Here is a 24494-nt window from a genome sequence, read left to right as displayed (position 1 = left end):
AGCCTGTATAGCAAAGGGCAGGCTGTTTTGCCTACCCTATATTATTAAGAATTGCTTTATGTTAGTTTGTTGTTAACAGACTCCTATTTTGAGAAATTTGCATTACTTATGTGCCTTCTCGCAATTTATCTAACACGCTTTTATCTTCTAATGTCGAAGTATCCCCAGATACCTCTTGTCCGGCGGCTAGATTCCGCAGCAAGCGCCGCATAATCTTACCTGATCGCGTTTTCGGTAAAGCATCGGTAAAGCGAATTTCTCCGGGACGCGCGATCGCACCAATTTCTTTGACAACGTGCAGTTTGAGTTCTTTACTCAGTTCCTCACTTGCCTGATAAGTGCCTTCTAAAGTCACAAAAGCAACTACTTCTTCACCTTTAAGTTCATCAGGTTTACCCACTACCGCCGCTTCTGCAACTGCTGGGTGCGAAACTAAGGCTGATTCTACTTCCATTGTACCGAGTCGGTGTCCTGATACATTCAGTACGTCATCCACACGACCCATTACCCAAAAGTAACCGTCTTCATCTTGTCTTGCGCCATCACCAGCAAAGTAAGTATAGTTACCATCCTTGGGTGGAATGTGTTCCCAGTAGGTGCGGCGGAAGCGTTCTGGATCGCCGTAGACTGTCCGCATCATTCCTGGCCAAGGATGGCGCACTGCTAGATAACCGCCTTCGTTATTGGCTACGGTGTTTCCTTCCAAATCTACAACATCTGCAATAATTCCTGGGAAGGGAAGAGTTGCAGATCCGGGTTTAGTGGGAATTGCCCCTGGTAGCGGTGTAATCATGATACCGCCGGTTTCTGTTTGCCACCAAGTATCAACAATTGGACAGCGATCGCCACCAATTACTTTGTGATACCACATCCAAGCTTCTGGGTTAATTGGTTCGCCAACGCTTCCCAGCAAACGCAACGAAGACAAGTTTCGCGCATTTGGATGTTGTTCGCCCATCTTTATAAATGCCCGAATTGCTGTAGGTGCAGTATAAAAAATATTAACGCCGTATTTTTCAATTACATCCCAGAAACAACCAGGATTAGAAGCACGGGGCGCACCTTCATACATCACCGTGGTTGCACCGTTGGAAAGGGGGCCGTAAACAATGTAGCTGTGTCCTGTAATCCAACCTACATCGGCGGTACACCAATATACATCTGTGTCTTGGAGGTCAAAGATCCACTTGGTAGTGATATGCGTATACAAATTATAACCAGCAGTTGTATGCACAACGCCCTTCGGTTTGCCGGTGCTGCCGGAAGTGTAGAGGACAAACAGCATATCTTCACTGTCCATTGGTTCGGCGGGACAATCTGCTGATACACCTTTTTGTAAATCATGCCACCAATGATCGCGTCCGCCCAACTGCATATAGGTTTCTTGCCCAGTGCGCTTGACAACGAGGACATTTTCAACGCTGGGAACAGCACCATCAGCTAAGGCTTTGTCTACCTGTTCTTTGAGAGGAACGATCGCATCTTTGCGCCAACCACCATCAGCCGTGATTACCACTTTAGCTTTAGCATCAATTAAGCGATCGCGCAAAGCTTCGGCACTAAAACCACCAAATACTACGCCGTGGGGTGCGCCAATTCTGGCACAGGCTAACATAGCGATCGCAGCTTCGGGAATCATTGGCATATAAATACCAACGCGATCGCCTTTTTTTACGCCCAGTTGCTTCAATACATTGGCAAACTGGCAAACTTCCCGGTGCAGTTGGGCGTAAGTTAGGGTACGCGAATCACCTGGTTCTCCTTCCCAAATCAATGCTGCTTTATTTTTGCGCCAGGTAGTAAGATGTCTGTCAAGGCAGTTGTAAGAAATATTCATCTTACCGCCAACAAACCACTTAGCAAAAGGTGGTTGCCAATCTAATACTGTATCCCATTTTTGGAACCATTCTAATTCTGTTCCAGCCAAATCTGCCCAAAATTGCTGCGGATCGGCTTTGGCTTTATCGTAGAGGCGCTGATAGTCTTCCAGGCTTTTGATATGGGCATTCTGCGAGAATTCCGAGGCAGGGTGAAATAGGCGATTCTCTTGGAGGATTGATTCTATAGTTGGTTGAGACATGGTTAGTTATGAGTGCGATCGCTATTGTTACTAAAAACCATTCTTAGCCCAGTTGTGCTAGACAATGTTTAGATTTTCGTTAAGCTGGGTAGAAATTGCCGAGTTATTTAGTTTACATTTATTTTCATCTAGCAAAAGCAAGCGATCAAGAAATGTAAAGAGGTTACATTACAACCTATCTAGCGCCAATGTTGCAAAATATAAGTAGTCTTGACAAACAACGCCTGAAATTATGACGCTTACCGTCGAAGCTAGCAGCTTATCTCTCAACGATGTTCATCGGTTTCTCAAACTAGAAAAGCTTTCTAATGCTTCATTCGTAGACTTTTTAAGTCTAGAACCACTATCTGAGTTTGAACAGCAGGATTTATTAAAAATCAGAAACGACTTTGATCGCTATTTAAGCGCTAGGAAAATTTCTGAAGGTTTAGTTAAATTCTTAACGCTCGCACCTTTAATGCGATTAGCAGGATTTTACGATGTGCCGATTCGGTTGACAATGGAAGATAGCATTGCGATCGCAGTTGAAGATGAAGACAAAAGAATTACCGGACGGATGGATATTTTAGCAATCAACAATCCTCAAAGTAATATTGCACCGCCATTTTGGGTTCTAGTGATTGAAACAAAAAATAGTTCGGTCAATGTGATTGAAGGTTTACCTCAATTACTAACTTATGCTTTTAAAAGTTTAGAGCAACAACCATCAGTTTGGGGTTTGGTAAGTAATGGACAGCTTTATCAATTTGTTTATCTAAGACATGATAACCAGTCAACTTATGAGTTAATGCCATTATTAAATTTGAGTCAATCTCTAGATGCAATTGAGTTATTGCAAGTTTTCAAAGCTATTTGTCAGTTACCAAATTTTCAGTAAATAAATCGCGGAGCGATCGCTGATGTCTGAACCTGCTACTCTAGAAATCATCTCTGATAGTATTTCAGAAGACGAAGTTATTTTTCCTCCTGGTGATATACTGAGTGACGAACCACCCTTGGAAAGCGATCTACACCGCGACCAAATCGATTTGCTGATTCGCATCCTCAAATTATGGTGGCGAGATAGGCAAGATTTTTATGCTTCTGGCAATTTGACGATTTACTACAGTCCTAACCAGAAAAAATCAGAATATTTTCGTGGCCCAGACTTCTTTGTAGTTTTGGGAACCCAGAAAAAAGACCGTAAGAGTTGGGTAGTTTGGCAAGAAGACGGCAAATATCCAAATGTGATTGTGGAGATTTTGTCAAGTTCAACGACAGCAGTTGATAAAGGTTTAAAAAAACAAGTTTACCAAGATACCTTCCGTACACCAGATTATTTCTGGTTTGACCCTGTAACAATGGAACTTCAAGGGTTTCATCTAGTTGATGGGAAGTATCAAGAAATTCAAGTGACTACTGATGGACGTTTGTGGAGTCAGCAGTTAGAACTTTATTTAGGAGTTTATGAAGGTAAATTAAGATTCTTCACTACTGAAAATCAATTGATACTATCATCAGAAGAATTGGCTGAACAAGAACGTTTACGTGCCGAACAGGCAGAAGAACGCGCCCAACGAGCAGAGCAAGAAATTGCTCGACTGCGGGAGGTTTTACGTACACAGGGCATCAACCTAGAGAATATTTAATGACACCAGGAAATTAATTAAAGACATTTTCAAGTTAAAATCTAGTTATCAATGTGTAAAAAAAGCGTAATCTTCTGAAAGTAGGGCATCGTTTGCAAGCACAAGAAATTAAGGATCAGCTAAAGTCCCTTACCCTCCAAGCCTCCTCGATAGATCATAATTTAGCGAGAAGATTAGATGAAATCAATCGTTGGATAAAAGACATCAAACCAGGTTCCCTGACTGCAAAACCCTTTGTCACAGCCTTTTTACTAGAGGTAATTACGGATTCGACAATTTGGCTGATAATCAAATCCTTACCTTCAGAAGAAGAACAAAAAGCAAAGTTCGATCTGATGACGCCGCTTGAGAGATATTGGTATGGTTATTTATTTCCCAGATGGTTTAATGCAAGTGACTCCAAGTTTTATATTTGGAAGCAAAAATTAATGGCAGGCGAATTTAATCAGGTGGATGATGATATCATTAAATCAATAGCCCAAGATATTGTTCAGCGAGAAGGTAGCTTTTGGCAGCGTTATATAGCCGACCTTTCAATGGCAACGGATTTAATTGTTAGTCGTAACAATCAACCACTGTGCATTCAAATTACCAGTGTTAGTGAAGAACTTAATCATCAAAAGTACGAAGCTTGGCAAAATACACTGCGATCGTGGGAAATCGAGAGGGGGCTGTTCTTAAGTTACAATCCCAAGGATGCTAATTTTGTCAACCAGTTAGTTAACGTGGCCCTGTATAACAGTGATTACCTTTCTGGTGGCAAATATTTAAAATTTTCGTGAATTTTCAGGAATTTGATATTTCGGGTTTGTGTTCTAGCCTATATACTTACGTGCTAATTAGAGCTTTTATGGCTAACAAAAGAGAGACTCACTGCAACAATCAAGTAGATACATTTGCTGAAGCTTTAGCAACGGCGCGACAAATGCAGCAAAACTGGCTAACTTATGGGGTTGATTTTGTCAATATTTACGTTGAAGATGTAGAGGGAGACTGGCTAGAAAGCTGGGGACATGACGAAATATTAGGTAATTTTCAATTAGATACTATTAAGGAATTCTTGGTAAGTAATGATAGTGTAGCTGTGAAAGTAAGACAGCATTTAGGAGAGCGATCGCTGTTTGATTTTGCAGTAAACTTAGATGAATCTTGGAGAATTTATGAAACCAATGACAGGTTATCTGCTGTAAAAAATCTGTTAGCTGGTGAAGGAAATAGCATTGATACAGATGACATTAGGTTTTTGGATTTAGTAAATAGTCTGGTGGTAAAGTTGGCAGAGATTTTGTGAAATTTTTAGTTGCGTAGTGATAGAGTAAATTTTGAAGTTTTATTTTGGTGCTATTATTCGTTAAGTTCATGGGTTAGCATAGCTAGCTGTGCTACCTTACTCCAAAATCCACGCAGCCTGAAAAAAGTCGCGTTCGCAAAACATCGCATAACGATAAGTTGAATGCACAACGGAACTGGTAGCGGCATAATTGTCAACCAAATTTTCTAATTGTTGTGTTAGTGGTTGAAAATCTGTGCTGCTGTAAGTACGAATCCAGTCTGCATATTGATGATTAGGAATGCCGTTAGTAGCTAACTTTTCTCCTAAAAAGGCATACAAACGCATACAGGGAGACATCGCCGCAGCAGTTAAACCCACATCTCCACCCCAAGCAGTTGCTAACAAAAAGTCAGTATAGCGACGGGTAGCAGATGCAGGTTCTACAGAATGCAAATTCACTCCCCACTGGGAAGCATAACCAATATGCAGCCGCAGTTCTTCTAAAACTCCACTAGCTAAGTTATGAAATGTGGTGAAACCTAACCAGTCTGGTGCTTTAGCTGCGGCTATACTATACGCACGGGCAAAAGCTTCTAAGAAAAAAGCATCTTGCCCTACGTAGTAAGCAAATTTAGCTTGCTCAAGAGTACCATCGCCAATGCCTTGAACGAAAGGATGCTCTAGACAAACTTGGGCTAAGTCTTGATTTGCTGCCCATAATTCCTGAGATAAAGTCATTTGTTATTATCCCCTTTAAAAAGGGAAGAACTGGAGCAAAACTGAACCAAGACTTCCCAAAAAATCAACAAAACTGGGTTTACCAGCACTTACCTTCTCATTTACGGGTGTTTGCAGTTCTTTTATAAAAGCTTGAGCTGTTTGGGTTCCAGGGGTATTGCTTTGGGATGTAAACAACTTTTCAGCAACTTGGGCATCTTGAAATGCACCTTGTCTATCTAGTATTTGGTAACGGGCGATACCGCGAGCTAAATAAGCACCCGCAAATTCTGGTTTAATAGCGATCGCTTGATTAAAATAACTGATTGCTTGCTGTTGGTTGCCTTTTTGCCCTTCTGCTACACCCCAAGCATAAAATTCTTCTGGTGAAGCAATTTGTAATGGTATCCCAACTGCACCTTGAAAGTTAGCACCATTCAAGTAAGCACCAGTTAGTTCTGCATTTGCTAAATAAGTATTTCTCAAATCAGCACCCCCTAAATTTGCCCCACGGAATTTAGCCTCGCTCAGGTTAACACCAAACAAACTCGCACCGCTCAAGTTAGCACCCCGTAAATCTGCGCCACTCAAGTTTGCCCGACTGAGGTTAGCACCTGTAAGATTAGCACCGCTCAAATTGGCTCCAGATAAGTCAGCCATCACTAAACCTGCATTAGTCAAATCACAGTTTTGACATTGCTTGGTTGCCAATAACTGTTTAACGTGTTCAGAATTTGCTGCTTGTACGGTTGTTGCCAAACTAATGGGGGTTAAAAAGGCAGCTATGGCTAGAATTTGCTTCTTCATCTGTGTGTAATATTTATAACTCAATATTTAACATTAACTGAGATAGATTTATACCTCAGCATTATGATATGAGCAATCTGAACAGTTTGCCCTCTGTAGTTGCCTACATCACTTGTAAATTTGAGTAAACACTCACGTATACCCTGATTCTAAATAAATATGAGACTATAGAAGCATTAAGACAGCCATAAAAACGTGAGTCAGCAAGACAAAATCTTAGAAAAGATCCTCTCTGGGACTTCTGATACAGACATCCCTTTTGCCCAACTGTGGCAACTTTTATATCGACTAGGCTTTGAAGAGCGGATTCGTGGTGATCATCGTATTTTTATTAAACCCGATGTTGAGGAAATATTGAACCTGCAACATAAGAGGGGAAAAGCCAAAAGTTATCAAATTAAACAAGTTCGTGCAGTAATTGTCAAGTATAAGTTAGGAAGTAAAAATGATGTTTCGCTATGAAATTATTCTCTACTGGAGTGAATTAGATCAAGCTTTTATTGCTGAAGTACCAGAATTAACAGGCTGTGCTGCTGACGGTGATACTTATCAAGAAGCCCTGCATAATGTAGAATTAGTGATGCAGGAATGGATAGAAACGGCTAAGGATTTAGGGCGGCCAGTTCCTCAAGTTAGACCGCGTTTAATGTACATTTAATTGATACATAAGGCAAGTAAAGCTGATTTTTTAGCATCATCAGAAATATTTAACGCCATAATTGAAAATGTTAGCTATTGGCAACCTGACAAATCACCATAATATGTGATTTATATTTGTCAATACTATAGTGAATAAGTTGTAATCCAGAACGTTCTAGTTCTTGCAAAAGTTTAGGGATTTCATACTTATGATGTCGCCAAATAGTAATTTCTTCACCTTCAGATATTTCAATCTTTTTATCTATCCCCATCCGACTGAAATTTAGAGTGTAATTATGGTGAAATTTCATATTAGCAACTATACTATCTGTTTTTAAATCATACTTTCTGATCAATTCACAATCTTCAGATTTAATCCCAATCTTGCTTTTAACCCATCCATATATTTCTTCTACATGATACTTGCAGCCACCTCTGACGTTTCCATCCCATTTAGAGTTTGAACCAATTTCATTGGTAAACACCAGAAAATCATTTTTTCCCATACTATCTCTAAAGTTTTTTAGTACCTCATCTCTATTTTGATGATTACCGATGGTAACACCTAAATGGAAAAATATTTTTGCTGTGTCGTCAATTTCAATGTTAGTTTGATTTTGGAATAAAGTTTTTGGCACACAACTATTTTCTATGTCAATTGTAGAACTGATAAACTTGACAAGAGGAAACCATTTTGTAAAATTATTCTTGGATAAATTAAGTAATTCTTCACTAATATCTAAAGCTATATATTTATTAACTTTTCCTTGGAAATTAAGTTTTTTAATAAAATTTTTAACTGGATATGAGTTTCCTGCACCAACGTCTACAATATTGACTTTTTTGCCATTCTGAATATTGTCATTCAAGTATTTAAAATTTTCCTTTAAAAGCTCAATTTCTACATTTGATGTTCGATACCATGTTGGAATAACATATTTTCGATAAAAATTGTCCCAGATTTTTGCTCCTCTACCTTTATAAGAATACTTGAGAGGTATTTCTCGTCTGACCTCTAATGCATGAATTATCCCTAAAACTTCTTCTTCCGAAAAAATAGAGTAGAACTCAGAACTTGGCTTTGCTGTGCGATTGATAGCAGTTGACATATTCGAGGAAAGTTGGGAATTGCTATGAAAATTTTGAGCCATTATTCTTGTTCTTTGGTTTTTTAAGGTATTTGAATGGATTAGCTGCAATGCTTGCCAAAGAGGTATTTTCCCATGCCGTTGTCCCAAAATTTCAACCAAAATTTGGACTTACAAGCACAAATAGATCCCACATTCCCTACTGGTCGATTGGTTTTTTACCCTTAAAATACGAGATAATTTTCCAAAGATACAGGGGTGAATTCCAGTGGTTCAGCAACCAGAACTCCAGGAAACTTCGTCGATACAGTCAATCCAGCGCGTGCTTAAGAGTTTAAGCACTTACCGATGGACTTCACTAGGAGCATTGGTGAGTCTGTTGCTGTTGACGATCGCAAACGCAGTTACCCCACAACTATTTCGGTGGGGAATTGATCAGGGCATTACCCAAAAAAACCTCCAAATTGTGCTACATAGCGCCGCCTGGCTGGTACTTGCCGCGATCGCTCGTGGTGTATTTAACTTTGGACAAAGCTATTTAGCAGAAGCAGCGTCTCAGGGTGTAGCTTATGACCTGCGAAACAAAATTTTTAGCAAAATTCAAAATCTCAGTTTCAGTTATCATGACCAGGCGCAGACTTCCCAACTGTTAACTCGTGTTACCAGCGACATTGAGCAGATCCGTACCTTTGTTGGCACTAGCTTAATTCAGGTTGTCGGTTCAATTGTAACATTGGTAAGTATTTCAGTGGTTTTGCTGCTGATGAACTGGCAACTAGCACTAATTACCCTAACGGCAGTACCCCTAGAAGGTTGGTTGATGGCGCAATTTATCACTCGGAATAACAAACTTTTTCGGCAAGTACAAGAGCAACTGAGCGACCTCAATGCTGTATTGCAAGAGAACTTGCTAGGAATCCGGGTGGTGAAAGCGTTTGTCCGGGAGTCAACCGAAAGGTCGCGTTACACGACTCTAAATGATGGTCTAGTCAGGGCAAACATGAAGACCATTAGCGCCATCCACAATACCTTCCCGTTTCTCTTTTTGTTGAGTAATTTGGTAACATTGGCAGTTTTCGCCTATGGGGGAGGGCAGGTGATTGGGGGTAGATTCTCCATTGGCGAACTGGTGGCGTTTAACTCTTACCTAGCGTTGATTCTGCAACCGATTTTGTTAATTGGATTTGCTGCACCGGCGATCGCTCAATCAGCTGCTTCCGCCGAACGTGTCTACGAAGTTGTAGATGCGGAAGTAGAAATTCGCGATCGCCCTGGTGCTGTCCCATTTGAAACCTGCGGCGGTAGAATAACCTTTGAAAATGTTTCCTTCCGCTATCCGGGAGCGACAGCAGAAACTCTTAAAAAAGTTTCCTTTGAAACCAAACCTAACGAGCTGATCGCCGTTCTAGGGATGACTGGTTCCGGGAAAAGCACAATTATGAACTTAATTCCCCGCTTTTATGATGTCACAGGGGGAGCAGTTCGCATTGACGGACGAGATGTCAAAAGTTTTACTCTCAAAAGCCTCAGATCGCATATTGGGATTGTATTTCAGGAAACCACCCTCTTCTCTGGCACAATCCGCGAAAATATTGCCTACGCAAAACCCGATGCAACTCTAGATGAGGTGATTGAGGTTGCCAAAACTGCCCAAATGCACGATTTTATCAGTAGTTTACCCGATGGCTACGAGACGATTGTAGGTGAACGGGGCGTAGGCTTGTCTGGTGGACAAAAACAACGAATTGCGATCGCTCGTACCTTACTAACCGATTACAGCATTCTGATTTTGGACGATAGCACCTCGGCTATAGATGCCAAAACTGCTGCTCAGATTCAAGCCGAACTAGATGACTTAATGCGCCAAAAAGCTTGTACAACTTTTGTAGTAGCTCAACGCATCAGCACCGTCAAGAATGCCGATCGCATTTTTCTCATGGATAAAGGACGATTAGTAGCACAAGGCACACACGAGGAATTGATGCAAACCAGCCCCCTCTACGGTGTGATTTTGGAATCTCAAGTAAAGGCGAAAGAAAAAATGATACCAAACTAAAATAAATAGTCTTGCGTAAGATTTTTATCACAGCCTTGTAATTAAGACAAAGACTTTTAATCCAAAATCCAAAATCTAAAATCCAAAATTGCTATGAGAGGCACAGTTCCCGTTGTTGCATCTGACGATCAAGCGAGTAAACAACTCTCCACCCTACGGCGCTTTTTGCAATACCTGCTACTTTATCGCAAAGAAATTCCCATTGCCCTGACATTAGTATTTATTGGTGCTGTAACCCAAGCAATAGGGCCGTTTTTTCTTGGTTGGTCGATTGATCACCTAATTGCACAAGGAAATTTGCAAGGACTACTACTCTTATTAGGACTACTAGCGCTAAACTACGGACTTGGCGTATTAGCAATCCGGGGTCAAATTATTCGAGTCGGTTGGATTATGCAGCGATTGCTGGCTCAACTAAGGCAAGATATTTTTACTAAAATCCAAAGTCTACCACTCAGCTTTTTTGATCGCAGCGAAGCAGGCGATTTAATGAGCCGTCTACTGAATGATGTTAATACTGTAAATCAGGCATTTGGACTGACGATCGCCCAAATGCTAGGTAACACTTTTAGTTTGGTAGGCATCATCATTGCAATGCTCTCAATTAACCTGCAACTTGGTTTGTTGAGCAATCTGGTTGTACCACTGATGATTTTTACCACAAGCTTATTTGCCCGTTGGGCAAGAGCTAGGTTTCGCGTTACCCGACAAACTATTGGGGAGCTTTCCGCCAAGTTAGAAGAAGATATTGGCAGCGTCAGAGAAGCACAGGCATTTAATCGTGTACAGATGAATATTCAAGAGTTCGACGTTCTTAACGCTGCCAATCGTGATGCTAACGTCGAGGCTGTAGCAATTACTTCGGCCTTTTTGCCCTCCATTGATTTTCTCAATACCCTAGCAACGGCAGGTGTGCTGGCTTATGGCGGCTATCTCGCAGTCACCGGAGCTGCAACAGTGGGTGTGGTGACTGCCTTTTTACTTTACGTTCAGCAGTTCTTTCGCCCGATCCAAATTCTCAGCCAGTTTTACACCCAAGCTCAATCTGCCTTCGCCGGATTAGAGCGAATCTTTCTATTGCTAGATGAACCCTCACAACTCAAAGACGCACCCGATGCTACAGAAATGCCGCCTATTCAAGGTGAAGTGACATTTGATAATGTCAAGTTTGGCTACAACCCAGATCAACTGGTTCTCAAAGGAGTGAATTTGCACGCCTATCCAGGGCAAATGATTGCGTTAGTAGGGCCAACCGGTTCGGGAAAAACTACGATCATTAACTTGATTTTGCGTTTCTACGATGTATCTGGTGGTGCAGTGAAAATTGATGATATTGATGTGCGTAGCGTTACTCAAGCAAGTCTACGCCGTCAAATAGGTATCGTACTGCAAGACAATATTCTATTCAGTGGCACTGTAGCCGAAAACATTGCCTTTGGCTCTGCCCATGCTACCCAAGCTGATATCGAAGCGGCTGCACAGTTAGCAAATGTGCATGAGTTCATTACTTCACTACCACAAGGCTATACAACTCAATTGGGTGAACGGGGAGCGCCCTTGAGCCAAGGACAGCGACAACTAATCAGTATTGCCCGTGCGGTGTTAATTAACCCCCGAATTCTGATTCTTGATGAAGCAACCAGCAGCATTGACACGCGTACAGAAGCGCTAGTACAAATTGCGATCGCTCGTTTGCTGCAAGGTCGTACCAGCTTCGTAATTGCCCACCGCCTCAGTACAGTTACCCAGGCAGATCGGGTATTAGTAATTCAGCAGGGAGAAATTGTAGAGCAGGGTACTCACGCCGAACTGATCAATCAGCAAGGTGTGTATGCCAACCTTTATGCCCTGCAACTGGGTGCAGCAGACACAACGGTTATTTAAAACGAAAAGTAGAATATATATAGCTCGAATTTATCAATTACCAGCAAAATAATGAAGCTACCTGACCTTGATTCACAAACCATCGATCGCATCATTGAAATGGCATGGGAAGATAGAACATCTTTTGATGCCATTGAGGCTCAGTTTGGGCTGCTGGAGAAACAGGTAATCGCTCTAATGAGGCGCGAAATGAAAGAATCTAGTTTCCAGATGTGGCGAGAACGAGTTACCAAACGTGGTACAAAACATTTATCTAAGCGAGAATTTATTGCAGGTCGCTTTAAATCGCATAATCAAAAAACGTAAGGAATTGGGTGAAAACTACCAAATTCAGAAGCACAATGACGAAAGTTACACTATACATTGCAGCTAGTTTGGATGGCTACATCGCTCGCAGTGATGGCGGAATTGATTGGCTCTCATTCCTTGATACAGAAGGTGAAGACTATGGTTACACTGATTTCTACGAATCGATTGATGCGATCGTGTTAGGTAGCAATACATATCAAGTAGGGCTTAGTTTTGATGAATGGCCTTATCCAGAAAAAAAATCCTTCGTTTTCACTCAGCGCCCCCTTCAATCTGATCGTGAAGACGTTACATTTATTTCTGATACAGTGGAGTTAGCCTTAGCAAATATAGAAGCTCAAGGTTATCAAAACATCTGGTTAGTTGGTGGCGGGGAATTAATCAATTCGTTTCTCCAGCACAGCCTGATTGATGAATATATTATTTCAACTATTCCAATTATCTTAGGTGGCGGTATACGCCTTTTCCCACCGCCAAGCCCTGAAGAAAAATTGGAGCTAATTAGCTCAAAACAATATTCTACTGGCTTAGTTCAAGCACATTATAGGCGAAAATAAAACGGTTAAAAATTTATAATTGATAATCATGGTTCAAGTAGTGAGAAGTCCGAGGGTCGGCTTCCAAGGCTCGGAACTTCGTAGAATTTAAACACCACCTAAAACGTCATTGCCGTTATTAGGCATCGGGTATAAACCCTTATTAATTATGGATTACGAATCAGTGGTTGAAACAACCTCAAGAAGCTTCTGAACAGCTTCGCTAAACTGCTCGTAAGGCGAAACTCCTACGATAGTTTCTGCTAAATCACCATCTTTAAAAATTAAAACTGCTGGAATACTGCGAAGACCGAATCTTTTGAAAATTGGCTTGTTGCTGTCAACATCTACCTTAACGACTTTGGCGCGACCTTTGTATTCTTCAGCAAGTTGATCCATTAACGGACTGACCAAGCGACAGGGGCCACACCAAGTAGCAGTAAAATCAACGACAACAACTTTCTCTTCACTTTCAGTTAAAACAGTATCAAATTCGCTTTCTTGAACGTAAGCAACTATGTGAGTATCTGTAGACATTTTTTAATCCTTTAGTGTCAAACTAAAATTTCAGCAAAAAGCTAACTATACAAACTATACTCCCTTCTGCCTGTCAGATTCACCAGTCACCTACATTGGTGAACCCCCACACCCCCACAGATAACTTTTGCTTAGTAGCGATCGTGGATTTAATAATTTACAACTTTCTTACATAGGGCGCGTTAATGCACCCTACCAACCGACCTAATCCAAAAGGGGTACTGTCAAAAGTCATTCTCTGAAGAGAATAGTTCTAACAATCCAATTGTGCCTACGAAAAAAGTATAAGTAGCATATTTTATTGGCATCTTTTTTCTTGAAGGTGCATAAAAAGCTGCTATAATACCTTCGAGAAAATGGCTAGTCATAGCAAAACGTTCAATCCAAAAAATTGGATTAAGGCTGCTTGGTAGATTAGTATTAGTTATTGCTGCATAAATATTCCATGATTCCAATCCAATTGCGCTTGTTATAAGCATTGTGGATATAATTTTTACAAAAGTAAAAACGTTTCTTTTTATAAGTTTTAAGTTCATAGAATTCACAAAAAATTGTTTAAAATATTCAGCAATACTCGTGAAGCAACATACAAGTTAATGTGTAAGTAATTACGCAAAAAAACTCTCTCAAATTATTCGCCGTGTTCTCTGTGCCTCTGTGGTAGCCTACGGCAAACTGCTTTAGTCTAGGTTTTTCTGGTACTCATGTGTAGTCTTATATGTGTTATCTATAATTCCTTTTAAGTCAACCAATCTTATATCATGATTTACATTTTTGTAAAAGCCTCTAAAAATACGAATATGGTGTATTAAGCCTGCGATACCCGTAAACACTACCACAAGGCGGAAATCAAAAGTCAGGCAAAATTGTATTTCAAGCTTATTGCGCCATTTGAAATGGTGAACCAGCGCTGTGGGAGGGTTTCCCTCCGCAGGCGACTGGTGAACCCGAAGGGTATGTTTATTTACGCCGTGTAATACTACGAGTAATGAAGATTAAAATACTCAACAGTCAACAGTTATCAGTTATCACGGCTTCAGTAGGGGATTTAACCTCGAATGAAACACACCACTTGTATTCGTGGGGACTCTGACTTCCAACTGATAACTACTAACTGTTAAATCACTAAATATTTAAAAAATGGTAAAAATATGGAATAATACATAGTGGTAAATTTAATTGCGTTCCGTAAATTGATAAAAATATAAAGCTATGATTACTCAAAACTACAATTCAATTAATGTTGAAAATAGCTTGCTTAAACAAATCAAGGTTAAAGAAAATCAGCTAAAAATTGCACAAGAATCTAATATGCTCTATGTAGCTGAAGCATTACAAGATGAATTGTTAAAGTTACAAGGTCAATTATCAGAATCGCAAGACGTTGAAGTTCAAGCGTTGATGGGTTTGCTAGACGATTAATATTGTAAATTTGTGTTGCAAATATTAAAACACAAAAGCTCTGTAAACAGGAACCAGGGCATACTGATTTGGATGCATGGGGTTCTAAGGTTTCATAAACTCACGATGATTCTTACCTAGTTAAGATATTAGGGTTTTGCTGAGTATGTGGTGTTTTAATCTGCGGTAGTGAATTAATCTTAAGAACAGGTTTAATTGGGCGCAGTTGCCTTTGCCTAAGAATTTTAATTTCTCTCTCAAGCGAATTGTTTCCTTGCCTAAAAAATTCTTGAGAGTTATATGGTACTAAGTCGCGGGACAAATGTTGAGCTTGTGCTGGAGTCAAACGAGGAAGGGGTTGTTGAGCATTGGCAGAAGTCTGTATAGCCAGAAAAAAAGCTGTTGAAAGCACCAAGGGTTTTATTTTTATACATTCGGTGAATATCAGGTTTAACATGATTGATACATCTGTTGCGTGAATGCTGTATCAAACCATCTTGTGTTGGTCTGATTATAAGTAAAGTATACTTATTGGTTTACTTATTACCTCCCACAAATGGGTGAATTAATCAGCGAAAGCTTTATCGAACAGAATTCAGGAGTCAGAATTCAGAATTCAGGGGAGCATCCCAATTTTGCCAAAAGGTACAGGACTGACACAAAAAGCCTGTACAAACCTGTTTCCTTGGCGCTTTTCTCTAACGAGACGCTACGCGTTGGCGGAAGCCTCTCTAAGAGTTGGCGTCCTTCTCTAACGAGACGCTACGCGTTAGCGGTTCGTTATTTCATTATTGTTCTAAGCCAAAATCCCATATAAAAATAAATGATCGCACCTTGGCAATGCATCACCTAAATTATTAGTTTAGGAATGGTGTCGATCCGGTTCAGTGATAATGCTGTAGTAGATGTTCCAGTCTGTAACAGTCACTACTAAATCATAAAATTGTATTTTATACACGCAGTCTTTACCAAAATAATAAAATTACTAACTTAGCTATTGGCAAAACCCCAGTTTGCATACAGTTTATTTACTAACTTTTAAAATAGGTTAATATAATTTACACTAAAAGATATCAGTATTTTAACTGTTGCTTTACCTGTTAATACTTACTTAATATGTAGCACAATCTTTTCCATTATCTTACTCATCGTGAAACCTCTTCTACAAACTTACTTAGAACAAGAAATCTGGATACTAATACGAGACAAATGGTATTTCGCCACAGTTATCGGAGTTTGGGATGATTTGTTGTGGTTTAAACATAGAACTTACAACAAAGATACAGAGGAGGATACTCTCTGGGAAATGGTTGTCAAAATCAGTGAAGTAGTTGCTATTGATAAAGTTAGGTCTGTTATTAGTAGAAAAGCAGACGTGCTTATTTCACGGCTACTAGAAACTGAGCAAGAACTAAACGATCATCATCAAGATCATGACCATTAATTAGCTCAATAGTAAAATACTTGCTTGTCTCCTAGATGAACGGATAAAAGTTGAGACAAGCAGTATAAATCAGTATGATAGAAGATTGGCGGATCTCGTAGTTCCCTTTGGGTTGGTTGCCGATAGATACATTAGGTTAATCTAGCTTCAAGGTTTCTTTTGTAGAGGTTATGGCTACGCTAAGACAATAAAGATGTTCGCACAACGGAGGTTTAATCCTAATCTGATAGACTATCTTAAATTTGAAATTATAAAAACTGGTAGCTCAGGGCTGATAACTAAACTATGAGTGAAGCCTTATTCTGTATCGAAAATTTGCGAGTTGCCTATCCTGCGCGGAGTGGAGAAGAAGCAACCTGGGCGGTTGATGATGTATCTTTCACCTTGCAACCAGGCGAAAGAATGGGATTGGTGGGAGAGTCGGGTTGTGGTAAGTCAACTATAGGACGGGCAGTAATGCGTTTACTACCAGCTTCTAGTCGAATTGAGGGACGGGTGAGATTTCAAGGACAGTCAGTGTTTGACTTGATGCCTAACCAGTTGCGGAAATTTCGGGGAGAAACGATCGCCTTAATTTTTCAAGATCCCATGACACGCCTCGATCCACTAATGACGATTGGTAAGCATTGTATCGAAACCCTCCAGGCGCACTCACCAGAATTATCAACCCGCGAAGCTAAAGAAAAAGCACTTGCTACCTTAGCAAAGGTAAATATTCCAGCTAGTCGTTGGAATCAGTATCCCCACGAATTTAGCGGTGGAATGCGCCAACGGGTAGCGATCGCTTTAGCTTTACTCCTCAACCCCAAATTAATTGTTGCCGATGAACCCACTACCAGTTTAGATGTTACCGTTTCCGCGCAGATATTAAAAGAATTAACTCGTCTGTGCGGTGAAGAAAACATGGGATTGTTGCTGATTTCTCATGATTTGGCAATGGTGGCTGAGTATTGCGATCGCATTGGCGTCATGTACAACGGCAAAATGGTGGAAATGGGTTCTACAGAAACCGTATTTAGACATCCTCAGCATGAATATACGCGATCGCTCTTAAAAGCAGCTTTACACATTCAAGCAGTAAGTGATGACGGAGAATTGATAATTGCCAATGACTCAGAAAAGCAATTACCGATTATTAATAAACAATCCCCAATTTTGAGTGTCAGTGAACTCAAACAACACTACACCATAGAACCTAACTTTATCGAACGGCTGTTTAAGACACAAGCTCAGACAATTAAAGCAGTAGATGGTATCAACCTCGATATTTATCCCGGAGAAATTCTCGGCTTAGTCGGGGAATCAGGTTGTGGTAAGAGTACACTATCACGAACAATCTTGCAACTAATTCGTCCCACGAGTGGCAAAGTTGAGTTTTTAGGACAAGATTTAACTAAACTGTCGCGTCAAGAAATTCGCTCCTCGCGGCGACAGATACAAATGGTTTTTCAAGATCCCCATGCTTGTCTCAATCCGGCGATGACAGTGGGACAAAGTATCGCTGATCCTTTATTTATCCACAATCTAGCCGATCCCGTTAAGGCAAAAGAACAGGTTTTGTGGATGCTAGAGAAAGTTGGGTTAACACCGTCAGAAGTGTATTATGAGCGTTATCCATCAGATTTATCTGGTGGACAACAGCAAAGAGTTGCGATCGCTCGTGCTTTGATTACTCACCCTAAACTTTTGATTTGCGATGAACCCGTAAGTATGTTAGACGCTAGCGTGCAGTCGCAAGTGCTAGATTTGATGTTGCAATTGAAAGAAGAATTTGAGTTAACTTATCTGTTCATCACTCATGATCTTTGGTTAGCTCGATTTTTGTGCGATCGTATTGCCGTGATGAATGGCGGTAAAATTGTCGAACTCGGTTTGACAAAAACTATTTTTGCTAATCCTCAGCATCCTTATACCAAAACCTTACTAGCTGCTGCCCCCTTACTAGCACGCGCTTAACCAAACAAACTCCTAACTTTTGTACAGACGCGATTCATCGCGTCTCTAATTCCCAACTCTTGTACAGACGCGATTCATCGCGTCTCTAACTCTTAACTCTCTTCCTTCCCCTCAAGTAATTTAATTGGTTCTCCAGTCGAACCATATAGCTCAACATATCTTTTAAACAGCAATGCAGCTTCGTTATTTGAAGTCTTACTTAAATTGAATAAACGCGCTATATTTTTATCAGCTAAAGCTCTTAAATACGGCAAATCTTCAAATAGTGTCAAACAAGAAGCAAAATGCAATATTATTTGTAATAATGGCTTTGGCCACTCTAAATCACTATAAATATCTATAAAAAAGTGATGCTCTAAGTCATTTAACGGAAAAGCATGAAATATAACAATTATCCTTTTGTTATTGTAGACTGGGATACTCAGCTCAACAGTATATGGAGTATGTAATATTAAATCCACCTCTACAATCGGTTGACGCCAAATTCTCAGAGCATTACCTGGCGAATCCAATATTGTTTGGAATTTAATTATTCCACCAGTCTTTGTGGGCTGAAAGTGGCTAATTTGAAAAATTTTCAGGTTATTAAGGCTAAAGCTATGAACTGTTTCTAAATGCCTTAAATTCAATAAATGATAGATTTGGCAAATATAAGGAAACGGTAAAATATACTCCTGGCTAATCATGTGGAGCTTTTTTACTTGAAGCTTGTTAGCTTGAGCACGAGCGAGATATTCTTGATATTCATTGGGGCCTAAATCATTGCTATTAAAGCTTTCATCAGGTTTGAGATATAGCCAACTCAGAAAAAAGAAAGAGGCTGTAAGTAACTGAAATATTTCTATAGGAGATAAATAACCATCATTAAATGCAGCTATGCTTCTATCGGTTATCCCAAAAAGCCAAGATGGAATACCAAATAGCCAGATATTACTTTTGATTTGATCTATAAAAAGTGCTATCTCAACATTTGATATATTCCTATCCTTAATTACACTTAAATTATCATTATTTTTAAAGCAATTATTAAACATAATATTTTGATTATTACTACTTAATACTAGTAGTTAATAAAAATTGACTATTTATATTAAGTTTAAATACAAAATATAGTAACAACCTCTATCTTTAGCTGTATATACAAGTTGTATCTCTTCATAGCTGTTTAATATCAAGCTTTTGTTATAGGAATCCGGTTTGATTTCTGAAAATATACGTAGGATGTGTTAGCACAGAGAGTACGGCATCAAACTCGTGTTCATAGTGCGTTACGAACTCCGTTCTAACACACTCTACAATACTTAATTTCGTTCAAAAATCAAATAGTAATCCTATAGATATAATCCTAAATCCTATGTATATCCAGTCAAAACAAAATTATTTCTAATTTCTTATTCCCTACTCCCTACTTCCTACTCCCTACTCCCCGCCCACGTAGATAATTTCAAAAATCAAATACGATTCCTATAAAACTAATATTTATTTGAGGATTTTTGCGTAAATCCTGATAATTTATCTTGTTTGATGCCAAGCTATCTGGGGAGAATATGTCAAAACTTCAGTGAGGTATAAGCAATGATTAATCAGACATACACAGCTGATGTTTTAGTTGTCGGTGGGGGAACCGGAGGCACTGCGGCTGCTATCCAAGCGGCGCGACGGGGAGCCAAAACGATTCTGGTGAGTGAATTTCCTTGGTTGGGGGGAATGCTGACTTCGGCTGGAGTATCCGCACCCGATGGCAACGAATTAGAAGCCTTTCAAACGGGATTATGGGGTGCGTTTTTGCAGAAATTGCGACAACGACAGCCCGGAGGATTAGATAACAGTTGGGTAAGCTTTTTTAGTTACGATCCTCGGATTGGGGCAGAGATTTTTGCAGATTGGGTGCAAGAATTGCCAAATCTGGACTGGATTTCTGGACATGTGCCAATAGAAGTGTTTCGCCAAGGTGATTCTATTACTGGTGTGCGCTTTGCTGATTTTGCTGTCACAGCCAAGATTATTCTCGACGGCACAGAATTAGGAGATTTATTGGCTTTAGCTGAGATACCCTATCGCTGGGGCTGGGAATTGCAATCTGAGTGGGGAGAACCCAGCGCCCCAGTAGCTTTTAACTCTTTAACTGAAAAATATCCAGTGCAAGCGCCCACTTATGTAGTGATTATGCAAGACTTTGGTGAAGCGATGTCTACGACGGGCGTAGCTGCGGCACCAGAAATTCCAGCTGCGCCTAACTATAATCCATCGCAGTTTACAGGCGCTTGGGATAGCTATGGCACAGAGACATTTTTGAATTATGGACGTTTGCCTGGTGGCCTATTTATGATGAATTGGCCAATCTGTGGCAATGACTACGGCGAAGGAGTAGGGCGATTGATAGAGTCAGATGTATCCAGAGATGAATTTATCCAAGAATCTCGCTGGCACAGCCAAAATTTTGCCCATTTTATCCAAAATCAGCTTGGTCGTCGCTATGGTTTAGCAGAAAAAGTATTTCCTCACACCCCTACAGCTTTTGCTCTGCATCCCTATTACCGGGAAAGCCGCCGCTTAGTGGGACTAACTACTGTCCGAGAACAGGATATTTTGCCGATCGCTGGAGGTAGAGTTGCATCTATATATGAAGCGTTCGCCCTACAGCCCTTTGGGCATCCTACGGCAGGCGTTTGCGTTGGCGGAGCCTCTCGTAGAGAAGCGATCGCAATTGGTAACTACGCCAATGACCATCATTATCCTGGTGTTCAATTCCCACTGCAATCTAAATCTATCCGTTGGGGGGGACGCTGGACTGGAACTCCTTTTACAATTCCCTACAGTTCCCTGATTCCAGCCACAACAGATGGTTTCTTGGTTTGTGAAAAAAATATTTCTGTCTCCCACATTGCCAATGGGGCCACCAGATTACAACCTGTGGTTATGGGCATTGGTCAAGCAGCAGGGATGGCAGCAGCGATGTGTGTTGAGTTAAACTGCCAGCCAAGGGATTTACCTGTTAGGGCGCTGCAAATGGCTTTATTGGAAGATAATCGCTCAAAAGCAGCAATTATTCCTTTATTTAATCTTCCACCCAATCATTCGGATTGGCTGCACTGGCAACTGTATTACTTAAATAACCCACAAGCCTATCCAGCTAGTGGTGATTGCCCTTGCCCATCGTCGCGTGAGTACCCTGACTCTACTTTTGGCAAGGGATTAATTCGGGAAAGTAACTGTTTCCAAGGCATTTTTTACCGCTTGGGTCAGCAGGAATACAGATTCACTGTCACATCACCAGCCGCATATCAAGGTCAAAATTGGCAGCTTGTGACTTTGCGATCGCATATCGACAAGCAATTACGCGCTTATCCTCACGAACAATTAATTACATTGTGGGGTCATCAAAACCACTCTGGTAATTGGTTATTAGTCGAACATTTGAACGGAGGATAAGGAGAGTTTATTTTCAGTAAAACTGAATACTTTTTGATGAATTGTCCGGATATTAATCAAAAAGCTAAGTATCAGTGAAGTGGAGAGTTCCAAAATAGACATCTGCTATGCGTGCTGCCATTTCTCTTTTAGTCTCGAGTCTGATGTTCGGCCCCTTAGCTTCTAACTGCCAAACGATGGTCAATCACTTATCCTATGGGCTGCCTTCCACGCCTACTTCGGAACAGTGGCGCTCGGCGGCATCTGAACAAGCTTCAGATGATGCGCCACGTCATCGCGGTAGTGGGCGTAGAGAAGCGACATAAAAATCGGAAAATATCTATGTTGTGGTTTAACTACCGTAGGGTAATGCCTCTTTTTTCAACGGAAACAAAGTACCAGAAAACCCAGTGTTGTACTAACATCGGTTACACAGCTTTTCTGACAGATATATATACAGTTGACACACGAAAATCTTCAGCGATCGCTTAGTATTTCAACTGCAAGCTTTGTATATATAGTTAGCGTCAATCTTGGCGATCAAAACGCAAATTAAATTAAGTGCCTGGTTCCTTCTCCTCACAGATGGCTCCCAACGAAATAAACATTAAGAAGGATCTGCTAGCTACCTCTTAGTCCTCTTAATTATTCTACACCCAAGGGCAGATGCAAAATTTTGCATTTGCCCTTTTTAGGTAAAGTTTATTTAAAGATAAGGGAATGAGAAGGTTTTATCTCAAGCTGGCTTATGAGCAATAAAATACTTACTCATAAAATGGACTTGCGTCTCAATATTCTCAAAGCCTACTTTCTGTAGACGTTCTAGCAGGTTATCAGTGGTGTAATGCTTGTAATAGGGTTCATGGAAAGTTTCGGGGAAAAAATCCATCATATATCCCAACTCAGGTGAATCACTCAACTGAATTGAGTCACAGATAATAAAGACTCCTCCTGGTTTTGTTACCCGGAAGCATTGCTCAATCACTGTCTGACGTACAGTTGCTGGTAACTCATGGAAAAGAAAAACAGAAGTTACAGCATGAAAATAGTCATCTACATAGGGTAACTCTTCGGCATTCGCTTGTAAAAGTTGCGGCAATTCGCCTGCAATTTGGGATAGTAGTTCATTTGCTTTACGCAAATAAGCTGGTGACAAATCTGTGCCAAACAGAGATGCTTGAGGCAAGGCTGCCCGAATCAACTTCAGAGTCCGCCCAGTTCCACAAGCTACATCCAAAATACGGGCTTGCCGTGGTGTAACCAATTCAAAAGCTTTCACCCCTTGCTTGAGGGGAGCGAGAATCCGCCGCCGCATCGCATCAGCTGCCCCACCAAAAAGAATTTCTACTTGTAAATCATATAAATTGGCTGACAAGTCACTCAAGTAGCCATTGCTTTGGTGATGGAAGTTCTGGACGTAGTAGCTGGGATAAGCATCTATGTCAATTTCGGGCGAAAAATCTTGGTAACTCTGTTGTTTAACCCGCTCCCACATTTGAGGGAAATCTAGCCATATCAAGGGATAGTAGCGGAAAAAGTCATCCCAAGGGTTGTCAAACAATAAACTTTCCGGATATACACCTTTTTGAGTATCTTGCCAGTCTGTTTCCAGCAACTGATTCAATCTTTGTTGAAGTTTGGGTAAAAGCTCATTTGGGATGGGTTTGGTCTTTTGTTCAAGTGTCGGATATACCAGGTTCCTTAACCGTGAACTTAATATTTTGTGAGCCAGACCAAAGTAATTTTTGCTCTGCTGAAAGGTTTGATAAGTCAGCTTAGTTAAACTCTCAGGCATAAAAATAGCTTAAGGTTTGATACTTCTATGTAAATAATTGTAACGAAAAAATTATTAGGTGTTGGAAAGATAAAGGCTCTCAGGTGAGACAAATCTGAATCCAGATGATTTTAGCCATCAACGGTAGATTAGGGAGGATTTTTCGAGCTTTGGGGAAAAATACCTGATATTGTCAGCAAAACCAAATATAAATTTTTGTAAAAAGTAGCTTATGTTACAGAATTTTAGCTATAGTAGTTTAAAAAGGAACCAAAAATTATATATTCACAAATAGAGAGGACTATGGTTATGTCTATCGCAGATAAATCTCGTGCGTTGATGGTGCGTGAACATCAGCAAGTTAAGAATCGCCAACAATCAATGCTGATGCGGGCTGCACAAGAACTTGGTCTTCCTGAAGAAGCATCCCACTACTGGAACCCGATTCAAGGGAAAGTAGATGCTAACAGTCGGATGATTTATGGGCCAAGTCATGCTTCGATGAGCTAAGTTTCAAGAGCTTTAAAGTTGATTTTTTGAGCTATTTCCGACAGCAGCCCCACGCCGTCCCGAAGGGCGGCGATGGGAAGAATGTCGGGGCGGTGACGAACACACCCCCGAACCGATGTCAACCGCTAGGTTGACGGGGTGAGTGGGGTGTGTATTGAATCAAGTTAGCTTGTAGTTGTCAAGTTAGCTTGTAGTAATAACTTGTAGTAGTATTTTGTATAGATGACTTCAGGTGAAAACTTTATGACACTAAGAGAGTCACTAGGACTCACTCAAAGACAAATAGCTGAAGCAGTAGGTGTTACCGATCAAACTGTTTCCAACTGGGAGCGTGGAGTTCATGCTCCGAAACTTACCCTAAGACAAACTATCAAGCTTTGCAAAATCACGAGATCCACAGTTGAAGATTTAGCTGATTTATTTGAACCAGAAAAAGATTAGATC

26 protein-coding genes are annotated in these 24494 nt (G+C 40.5%); 17 read left to right on the top strand and 9 right to left on the bottom strand.

Annotation, left to right across the window (positions count from 1 at the left end; translation table 11 throughout):
* Positions 1 to 106: 106 nt before the first annotated feature.
* The gene (gene acs / locus CDC33_RS08085; RefSeq protein WP_109008049.1) at positions 107 to 2080 is read right to left on the bottom strand and encodes an acetate--CoA ligase; all 1974 of its coding nucleotides are present in this window, start codon (positions 2078 to 2080) and stop codon (positions 107 to 109) included.
* 232 nt (positions 2081 to 2312) lie between these two features.
* Here acs and CDC33_RS08080 point away from each other — a divergent pair, with 232 nt between their 5' ends.
* The 4 genes from CDC33_RS08080 (at position 2313) to CDC33_RS08065 (ending at position 4999) form a co-directional block, all read left to right on the top strand.
* On the top strand, positions 2313 to 2957 hold the full coding sequence (locus tag CDC33_RS08080; protein ID WP_109008048.1) for a restriction endonuclease subunit R: 645 nt from the start codon (positions 2313 to 2315) through the stop codon (positions 2955 to 2957).
* A 22-nt stretch (positions 2958 to 2979) separates the two neighbouring features.
* Positions 2980 to 3708: a Uma2 family endonuclease gene (locus CDC33_RS08075; RefSeq protein ID WP_109008047.1), complete on the top strand. Its 729-nt coding sequence runs from the start codon at positions 2980 to 2982 to the stop codon at positions 3706 to 3708.
* A gap of 92 nt (positions 3709 to 3800) precedes the next feature.
* Positions 3801 to 4490, top strand: coding sequence for a hypothetical protein (locus CDC33_RS08070; protein WP_181373934.1), 690 nt, complete (start codon positions 3801 to 3803; stop codon positions 4488 to 4490).
* A 68-nt stretch (positions 4491 to 4558) separates the two neighbouring features.
* Positions 4559 to 4999, top strand: a complete 441-nt coding sequence (locus CDC33_RS08065) for a hypothetical protein (RefSeq protein WP_109012493.1) — start codon at positions 4559 to 4561, stop codon at positions 4997 to 4999.
* Positions 5000 to 5095: 96 nt separating this feature from the next.
* On the opposite strand, the gene CDC33_RS08060 is transcribed toward CDC33_RS08065, so the two are convergent.
* Together CDC33_RS08060 and CDC33_RS08055 are read right to left on the bottom strand one after the other, a co-directional pair.
* Positions 5096 to 5719, bottom strand: coding sequence for a TenA family protein (locus CDC33_RS08060; RefSeq protein ID WP_109008045.1), 624 nt, complete (start codon positions 5717 to 5719; stop codon positions 5096 to 5098).
* Between the two features lie 15 nt (positions 5720 to 5734).
* Positions 5735 to 6505, bottom strand: coding sequence for a pentapeptide repeat-containing protein (locus CDC33_RS08055; protein WP_109008044.1), 771 nt, complete (start codon positions 6503 to 6505; stop codon positions 5735 to 5737).
* A 195-nt stretch (positions 6506 to 6700) separates the two neighbouring features.
* On the opposite strand from CDC33_RS08055, the gene CDC33_RS08050 reads away from it, so the two are divergent.
* Entirely contained in the window at positions 6701 to 6967 is a 267-nt protein-coding gene (locus CDC33_RS08050) for a type II toxin-antitoxin system HicA family toxin (RefSeq protein WP_109008043.1), read from the top strand.
* Positions 6951 to 7163 (top strand): type II toxin-antitoxin system HicB family antitoxin, encoded by a 213-nt coding sequence (locus CDC33_RS08045; RefSeq protein ID WP_109008042.1) that lies wholly within the window; start codon positions 6951 to 6953, stop codon positions 7161 to 7163. Before CDC33_RS08050 ends, CDC33_RS08045 begins: the two co-directional genes overlap by 17 nt.
* 70 nt (positions 7164 to 7233) lie before the next feature.
* Here CDC33_RS08045 and CDC33_RS08040 read toward each other — a convergent pair whose 3' ends face one another.
* Positions 7234 to 8295, bottom strand: a complete 1062-nt coding sequence (locus CDC33_RS08040) for an L-histidine N(alpha)-methyltransferase (protein ID WP_181374208.1) — start codon at positions 8293 to 8295, stop codon at positions 7234 to 7236.
* Positions 8296 to 8500: 205 nt separating this feature from the next.
* Here CDC33_RS08040 and CDC33_RS08035 point away from each other — a divergent pair, with 205 nt between their 5' ends.
* From CDC33_RS08035 to CDC33_RS08020, 4 genes are all read left to right on the top strand, one after another.
* Positions 8501 to 10288 carry an ABC transporter ATP-binding protein gene (locus CDC33_RS08035; protein WP_109008041.1) on the top strand — a complete coding sequence of 596 codons (1788 nt, stop codon included), beginning with the start codon at positions 8501 to 8503 and terminating at the stop codon, positions 10286 to 10288.
* A 93-nt stretch (positions 10289 to 10381) separates the two neighbouring features.
* Entirely contained in the window at positions 10382 to 12172 is a 1791-nt protein-coding gene (locus CDC33_RS08030) for an ABC transporter ATP-binding protein (RefSeq protein WP_109008040.1), read from the top strand.
* Positions 12173 to 12223: 51 nt separating this feature from the next.
* Positions 12224 to 12478 (top strand): TIGR03643 family protein, encoded by a 255-nt coding sequence (locus CDC33_RS08025; RefSeq protein ID WP_100899538.1) that lies wholly within the window; start codon positions 12224 to 12226, stop codon positions 12476 to 12478.
* A 35-nt stretch (positions 12479 to 12513) separates the two neighbouring features.
* Positions 12514 to 13038 carry a dihydrofolate reductase family protein gene (locus CDC33_RS08020; protein WP_109008039.1) on the top strand — a complete coding sequence of 175 codons (525 nt, stop codon included), beginning with the start codon at positions 12514 to 12516 and terminating at the stop codon, positions 13036 to 13038.
* A 153-nt stretch (positions 13039 to 13191) separates the two neighbouring features.
* Here the strand turns inward: CDC33_RS08020 and trxA are convergent, their stop codons facing one another.
* The gene (gene trxA / locus CDC33_RS08015) at positions 13192 to 13554 is read right to left on the bottom strand and encodes a thioredoxin (RefSeq protein WP_109008038.1); all 363 of its coding nucleotides are present in this window, start codon (positions 13552 to 13554) and stop codon (positions 13192 to 13194) included.
* 224 nt (positions 13555 to 13778) lie between these two features.
* Positions 13779 to 14090 (bottom strand): hypothetical protein, encoded by a 312-nt coding sequence (locus tag CDC33_RS08010; protein WP_109008037.1) that lies wholly within the window; start codon positions 14088 to 14090, stop codon positions 13779 to 13781.
* A 676-nt stretch (positions 14091 to 14766) separates the two neighbouring features.
* On the opposite strand from CDC33_RS08010, the gene CDC33_RS08005 reads away from it, so the two are divergent.
* A complete protein-coding gene (locus CDC33_RS08005) occupies positions 14767 to 14976 on the top strand; it encodes a hypothetical protein (protein WP_109008036.1) in 210 nt (69 codons plus the stop codon).
* A 112-nt stretch (positions 14977 to 15088) separates the two neighbouring features.
* Here the strand turns inward: CDC33_RS08005 and CDC33_RS08000 are convergent, their stop codons facing one another.
* Complete coding sequence (locus tag CDC33_RS08000; protein WP_109008035.1) at positions 15089 to 15412, bottom strand: hypothetical protein; 324 nt, start codon at positions 15410 to 15412, stop codon at positions 15089 to 15091.
* Between the two features lie 693 nt (positions 15413 to 16105).
* Here CDC33_RS08000 and CDC33_RS07995 point away from each other — a divergent pair.
* Positions 16106 to 16399: a hypothetical protein gene (locus tag CDC33_RS07995; RefSeq protein ID WP_109008034.1), complete on the top strand. Its 294-nt coding sequence runs from the start codon at positions 16106 to 16108 to the stop codon at positions 16397 to 16399.
* Between the two features lie 285 nt (positions 16400 to 16684).
* Complete coding sequence (locus CDC33_RS07990) at positions 16685 to 18355, top strand: dipeptide ABC transporter ATP-binding protein (RefSeq protein WP_109008033.1); 1671 nt, start codon at positions 16685 to 16687, stop codon at positions 18353 to 18355.
* Positions 18356 to 18447: 92 nt separating this feature from the next.
* Here the strand turns inward: CDC33_RS07990 and CDC33_RS07985 are convergent, their stop codons facing one another.
* Complete coding sequence (locus CDC33_RS07985; RefSeq protein ID WP_109008032.1) at positions 18448 to 19389, bottom strand: hypothetical protein; 942 nt, start codon at positions 19387 to 19389, stop codon at positions 18448 to 18450.
* A gap of 541 nt (positions 19390 to 19930) precedes the next feature.
* Between CDC33_RS07985 and CDC33_RS07980 the strand changes: the two genes are divergently transcribed.
* The gene (locus CDC33_RS07980) at positions 19931 to 21787 is read left to right on the top strand and encodes an FAD-dependent oxidoreductase (protein WP_109008031.1); all 1857 of its coding nucleotides are present in this window, start codon (positions 19931 to 19933) and stop codon (positions 21785 to 21787) included.
* A 107-nt stretch (positions 21788 to 21894) separates the two neighbouring features.
* Positions 21895 to 22092, top strand: coding sequence for a heterocyst-inhibiting protein PatX (gene patX, locus CDC33_RS41155; protein ID WP_109008030.1), 198 nt, complete (start codon positions 21895 to 21897; stop codon positions 22090 to 22092).
* A 410-nt stretch (positions 22093 to 22502) separates the two neighbouring features.
* Here the strand turns inward: patX and CDC33_RS07970 are convergent, their stop codons facing one another.
* Positions 22503 to 23561, bottom strand: a complete 1059-nt coding sequence (locus CDC33_RS07970; protein ID WP_109008029.1) for a class I SAM-dependent methyltransferase — start codon at positions 23559 to 23561, stop codon at positions 22503 to 22505.
* A 288-nt stretch (positions 23562 to 23849) separates the two neighbouring features.
* On the opposite strand from CDC33_RS07970, the gene gifA reads away from it, so the two are divergent.
* Together gifA and CDC33_RS07960 are read left to right on the top strand one after the other, a co-directional pair.
* On the top strand, positions 23850 to 24050 hold the full coding sequence (gene gifA / locus CDC33_RS07965; protein ID WP_109008028.1) for a glutamine synthetase inactivation factor IF7A: 201 nt from the start codon (positions 23850 to 23852) through the stop codon (positions 24048 to 24050).
* A gap of 243 nt (positions 24051 to 24293) precedes the next feature.
* On the top strand, positions 24294 to 24491 hold the full coding sequence (locus CDC33_RS07960; protein WP_244919171.1) for a helix-turn-helix transcriptional regulator: 198 nt from the start codon (positions 24294 to 24296) through the stop codon (positions 24489 to 24491).
* Positions 24492 to 24494 lie beyond the last annotated feature (3 nt).

Origin of the sequence: Nostoc commune NIES-4072 (genome assembly GCF_003113895.1) — a bacterium.
In the GTDB taxonomy this organism is placed as follows: Bacteria; Cyanobacteriota; Cyanobacteriia; order Cyanobacteriales; family Nostocaceae; genus Nostoc; species Nostoc commune.
The sequence above is the reverse complement of the archived record's forward strand: the minus strand, read 5'-3'. Positions and strand labels throughout refer to the sequence as shown.

Excerpts from the sequence above, each read along its gene's own strand:
- acs (WP_109008049.1), bottom strand. The coding sequence starts at position 2,080 with ATGTCTCAACCAACTATAGAATCAATCCTCCAAGAGAATCGCCTATTT.
- CDC33_RS08080 (WP_109008048.1), top strand. The coding sequence starts at position 2,313 with ATGACGCTTACCGTCGAAGCTAGCAGCTTATCTCTCAACGATGTTCAT.
- CDC33_RS08075 (WP_109008047.1), top strand. The coding sequence starts at position 2,980 with ATGTCTGAACCTGCTACTCTAGAAATCATCTCTGATAGTATTTCAGAA.
- CDC33_RS08065 (WP_109012493.1), top strand. The coding sequence starts at position 4,559 with ATGGCTAACAAAAGAGAGACTCACTGCAACAATCAAGTAGATACATTT.
- CDC33_RS08060 (WP_109008045.1), bottom strand. The coding sequence starts at position 5,719 with ATGACTTTATCTCAGGAATTATGGGCAGCAAATCAAGACTTAGCCCAA.
- CDC33_RS08055 (WP_109008044.1), bottom strand. The coding sequence starts at position 6,505 with ATGAAGAAGCAAATTCTAGCCATAGCTGCCTTTTTAACCCCCATTAGT.
- CDC33_RS08045 (WP_109008042.1), top strand. The coding sequence starts at position 6,951 with ATGATGTTTCGCTATGAAATTATTCTCTACTGGAGTGAATTAGATCAA.
- CDC33_RS08040 (WP_181374208.1), bottom strand. The coding sequence starts at position 8,295 with ATGGCTCAAAATTTTCATAGCAATTCCCAACTTTCCTCGAATATGTCA.
- CDC33_RS08030 (WP_109008040.1), top strand. The coding sequence starts at position 10,382 with ATGAGAGGCACAGTTCCCGTTGTTGCATCTGACGATCAAGCGAGTAAA.
- CDC33_RS08025 (WP_100899538.1), top strand. The coding sequence starts at position 12,224 with ATGAAGCTACCTGACCTTGATTCACAAACCATCGATCGCATCATTGAA.
- CDC33_RS08020 (WP_109008039.1), top strand. The coding sequence starts at position 12,514 with ATGACGAAAGTTACACTATACATTGCAGCTAGTTTGGATGGCTACATC.
- trxA (WP_109008038.1), bottom strand. The coding sequence starts at position 13,554 with ATGTCTACAGATACTCACATAGTTGCTTACGTTCAAGAAAGCGAATTT.
- CDC33_RS08010 (WP_109008037.1), bottom strand. The coding sequence starts at position 14,090 with ATGAACTTAAAACTTATAAAAAGAAACGTTTTTACTTTTGTAAAAATT.
- CDC33_RS08005 (WP_109008036.1), top strand. The coding sequence starts at position 14,767 with ATGATTACTCAAAACTACAATTCAATTAATGTTGAAAATAGCTTGCTT.
- CDC33_RS08000 (WP_109008035.1), bottom strand. The coding sequence starts at position 15,412 with ATGTTAAACCTGATATTCACCGAATGTATAAAAATAAAACCCTTGGTG.
- CDC33_RS07990 (WP_109008033.1), top strand. The coding sequence starts at position 16,685 with ATGAGTGAAGCCTTATTCTGTATCGAAAATTTGCGAGTTGCCTATCCT.
- CDC33_RS07985 (WP_109008032.1), bottom strand. The coding sequence starts at position 19,389 with ATGTTTAATAATTGCTTTAAAAATAATGATAATTTAAGTGTAATTAAG.
- CDC33_RS07980 (WP_109008031.1), top strand. The coding sequence starts at position 19,931 with ATGATTAATCAGACATACACAGCTGATGTTTTAGTTGTCGGTGGGGGA.
- patX (WP_109008030.1), top strand. The coding sequence starts at position 21,895 with ATGCGTGCTGCCATTTCTCTTTTAGTCTCGAGTCTGATGTTCGGCCCC.
- CDC33_RS07970 (WP_109008029.1), bottom strand. The coding sequence starts at position 23,561 with ATGCCTGAGAGTTTAACTAAGCTGACTTATCAAACCTTTCAGCAGAGC.
- gifA (WP_109008028.1), top strand. The coding sequence starts at position 23,850 with ATGTCTATCGCAGATAAATCTCGTGCGTTGATGGTGCGTGAACATCAG.
- CDC33_RS07960 (WP_244919171.1), top strand. The coding sequence starts at position 24,294 with ATGACACTAAGAGAGTCACTAGGACTCACTCAAAGACAAATAGCTGAA.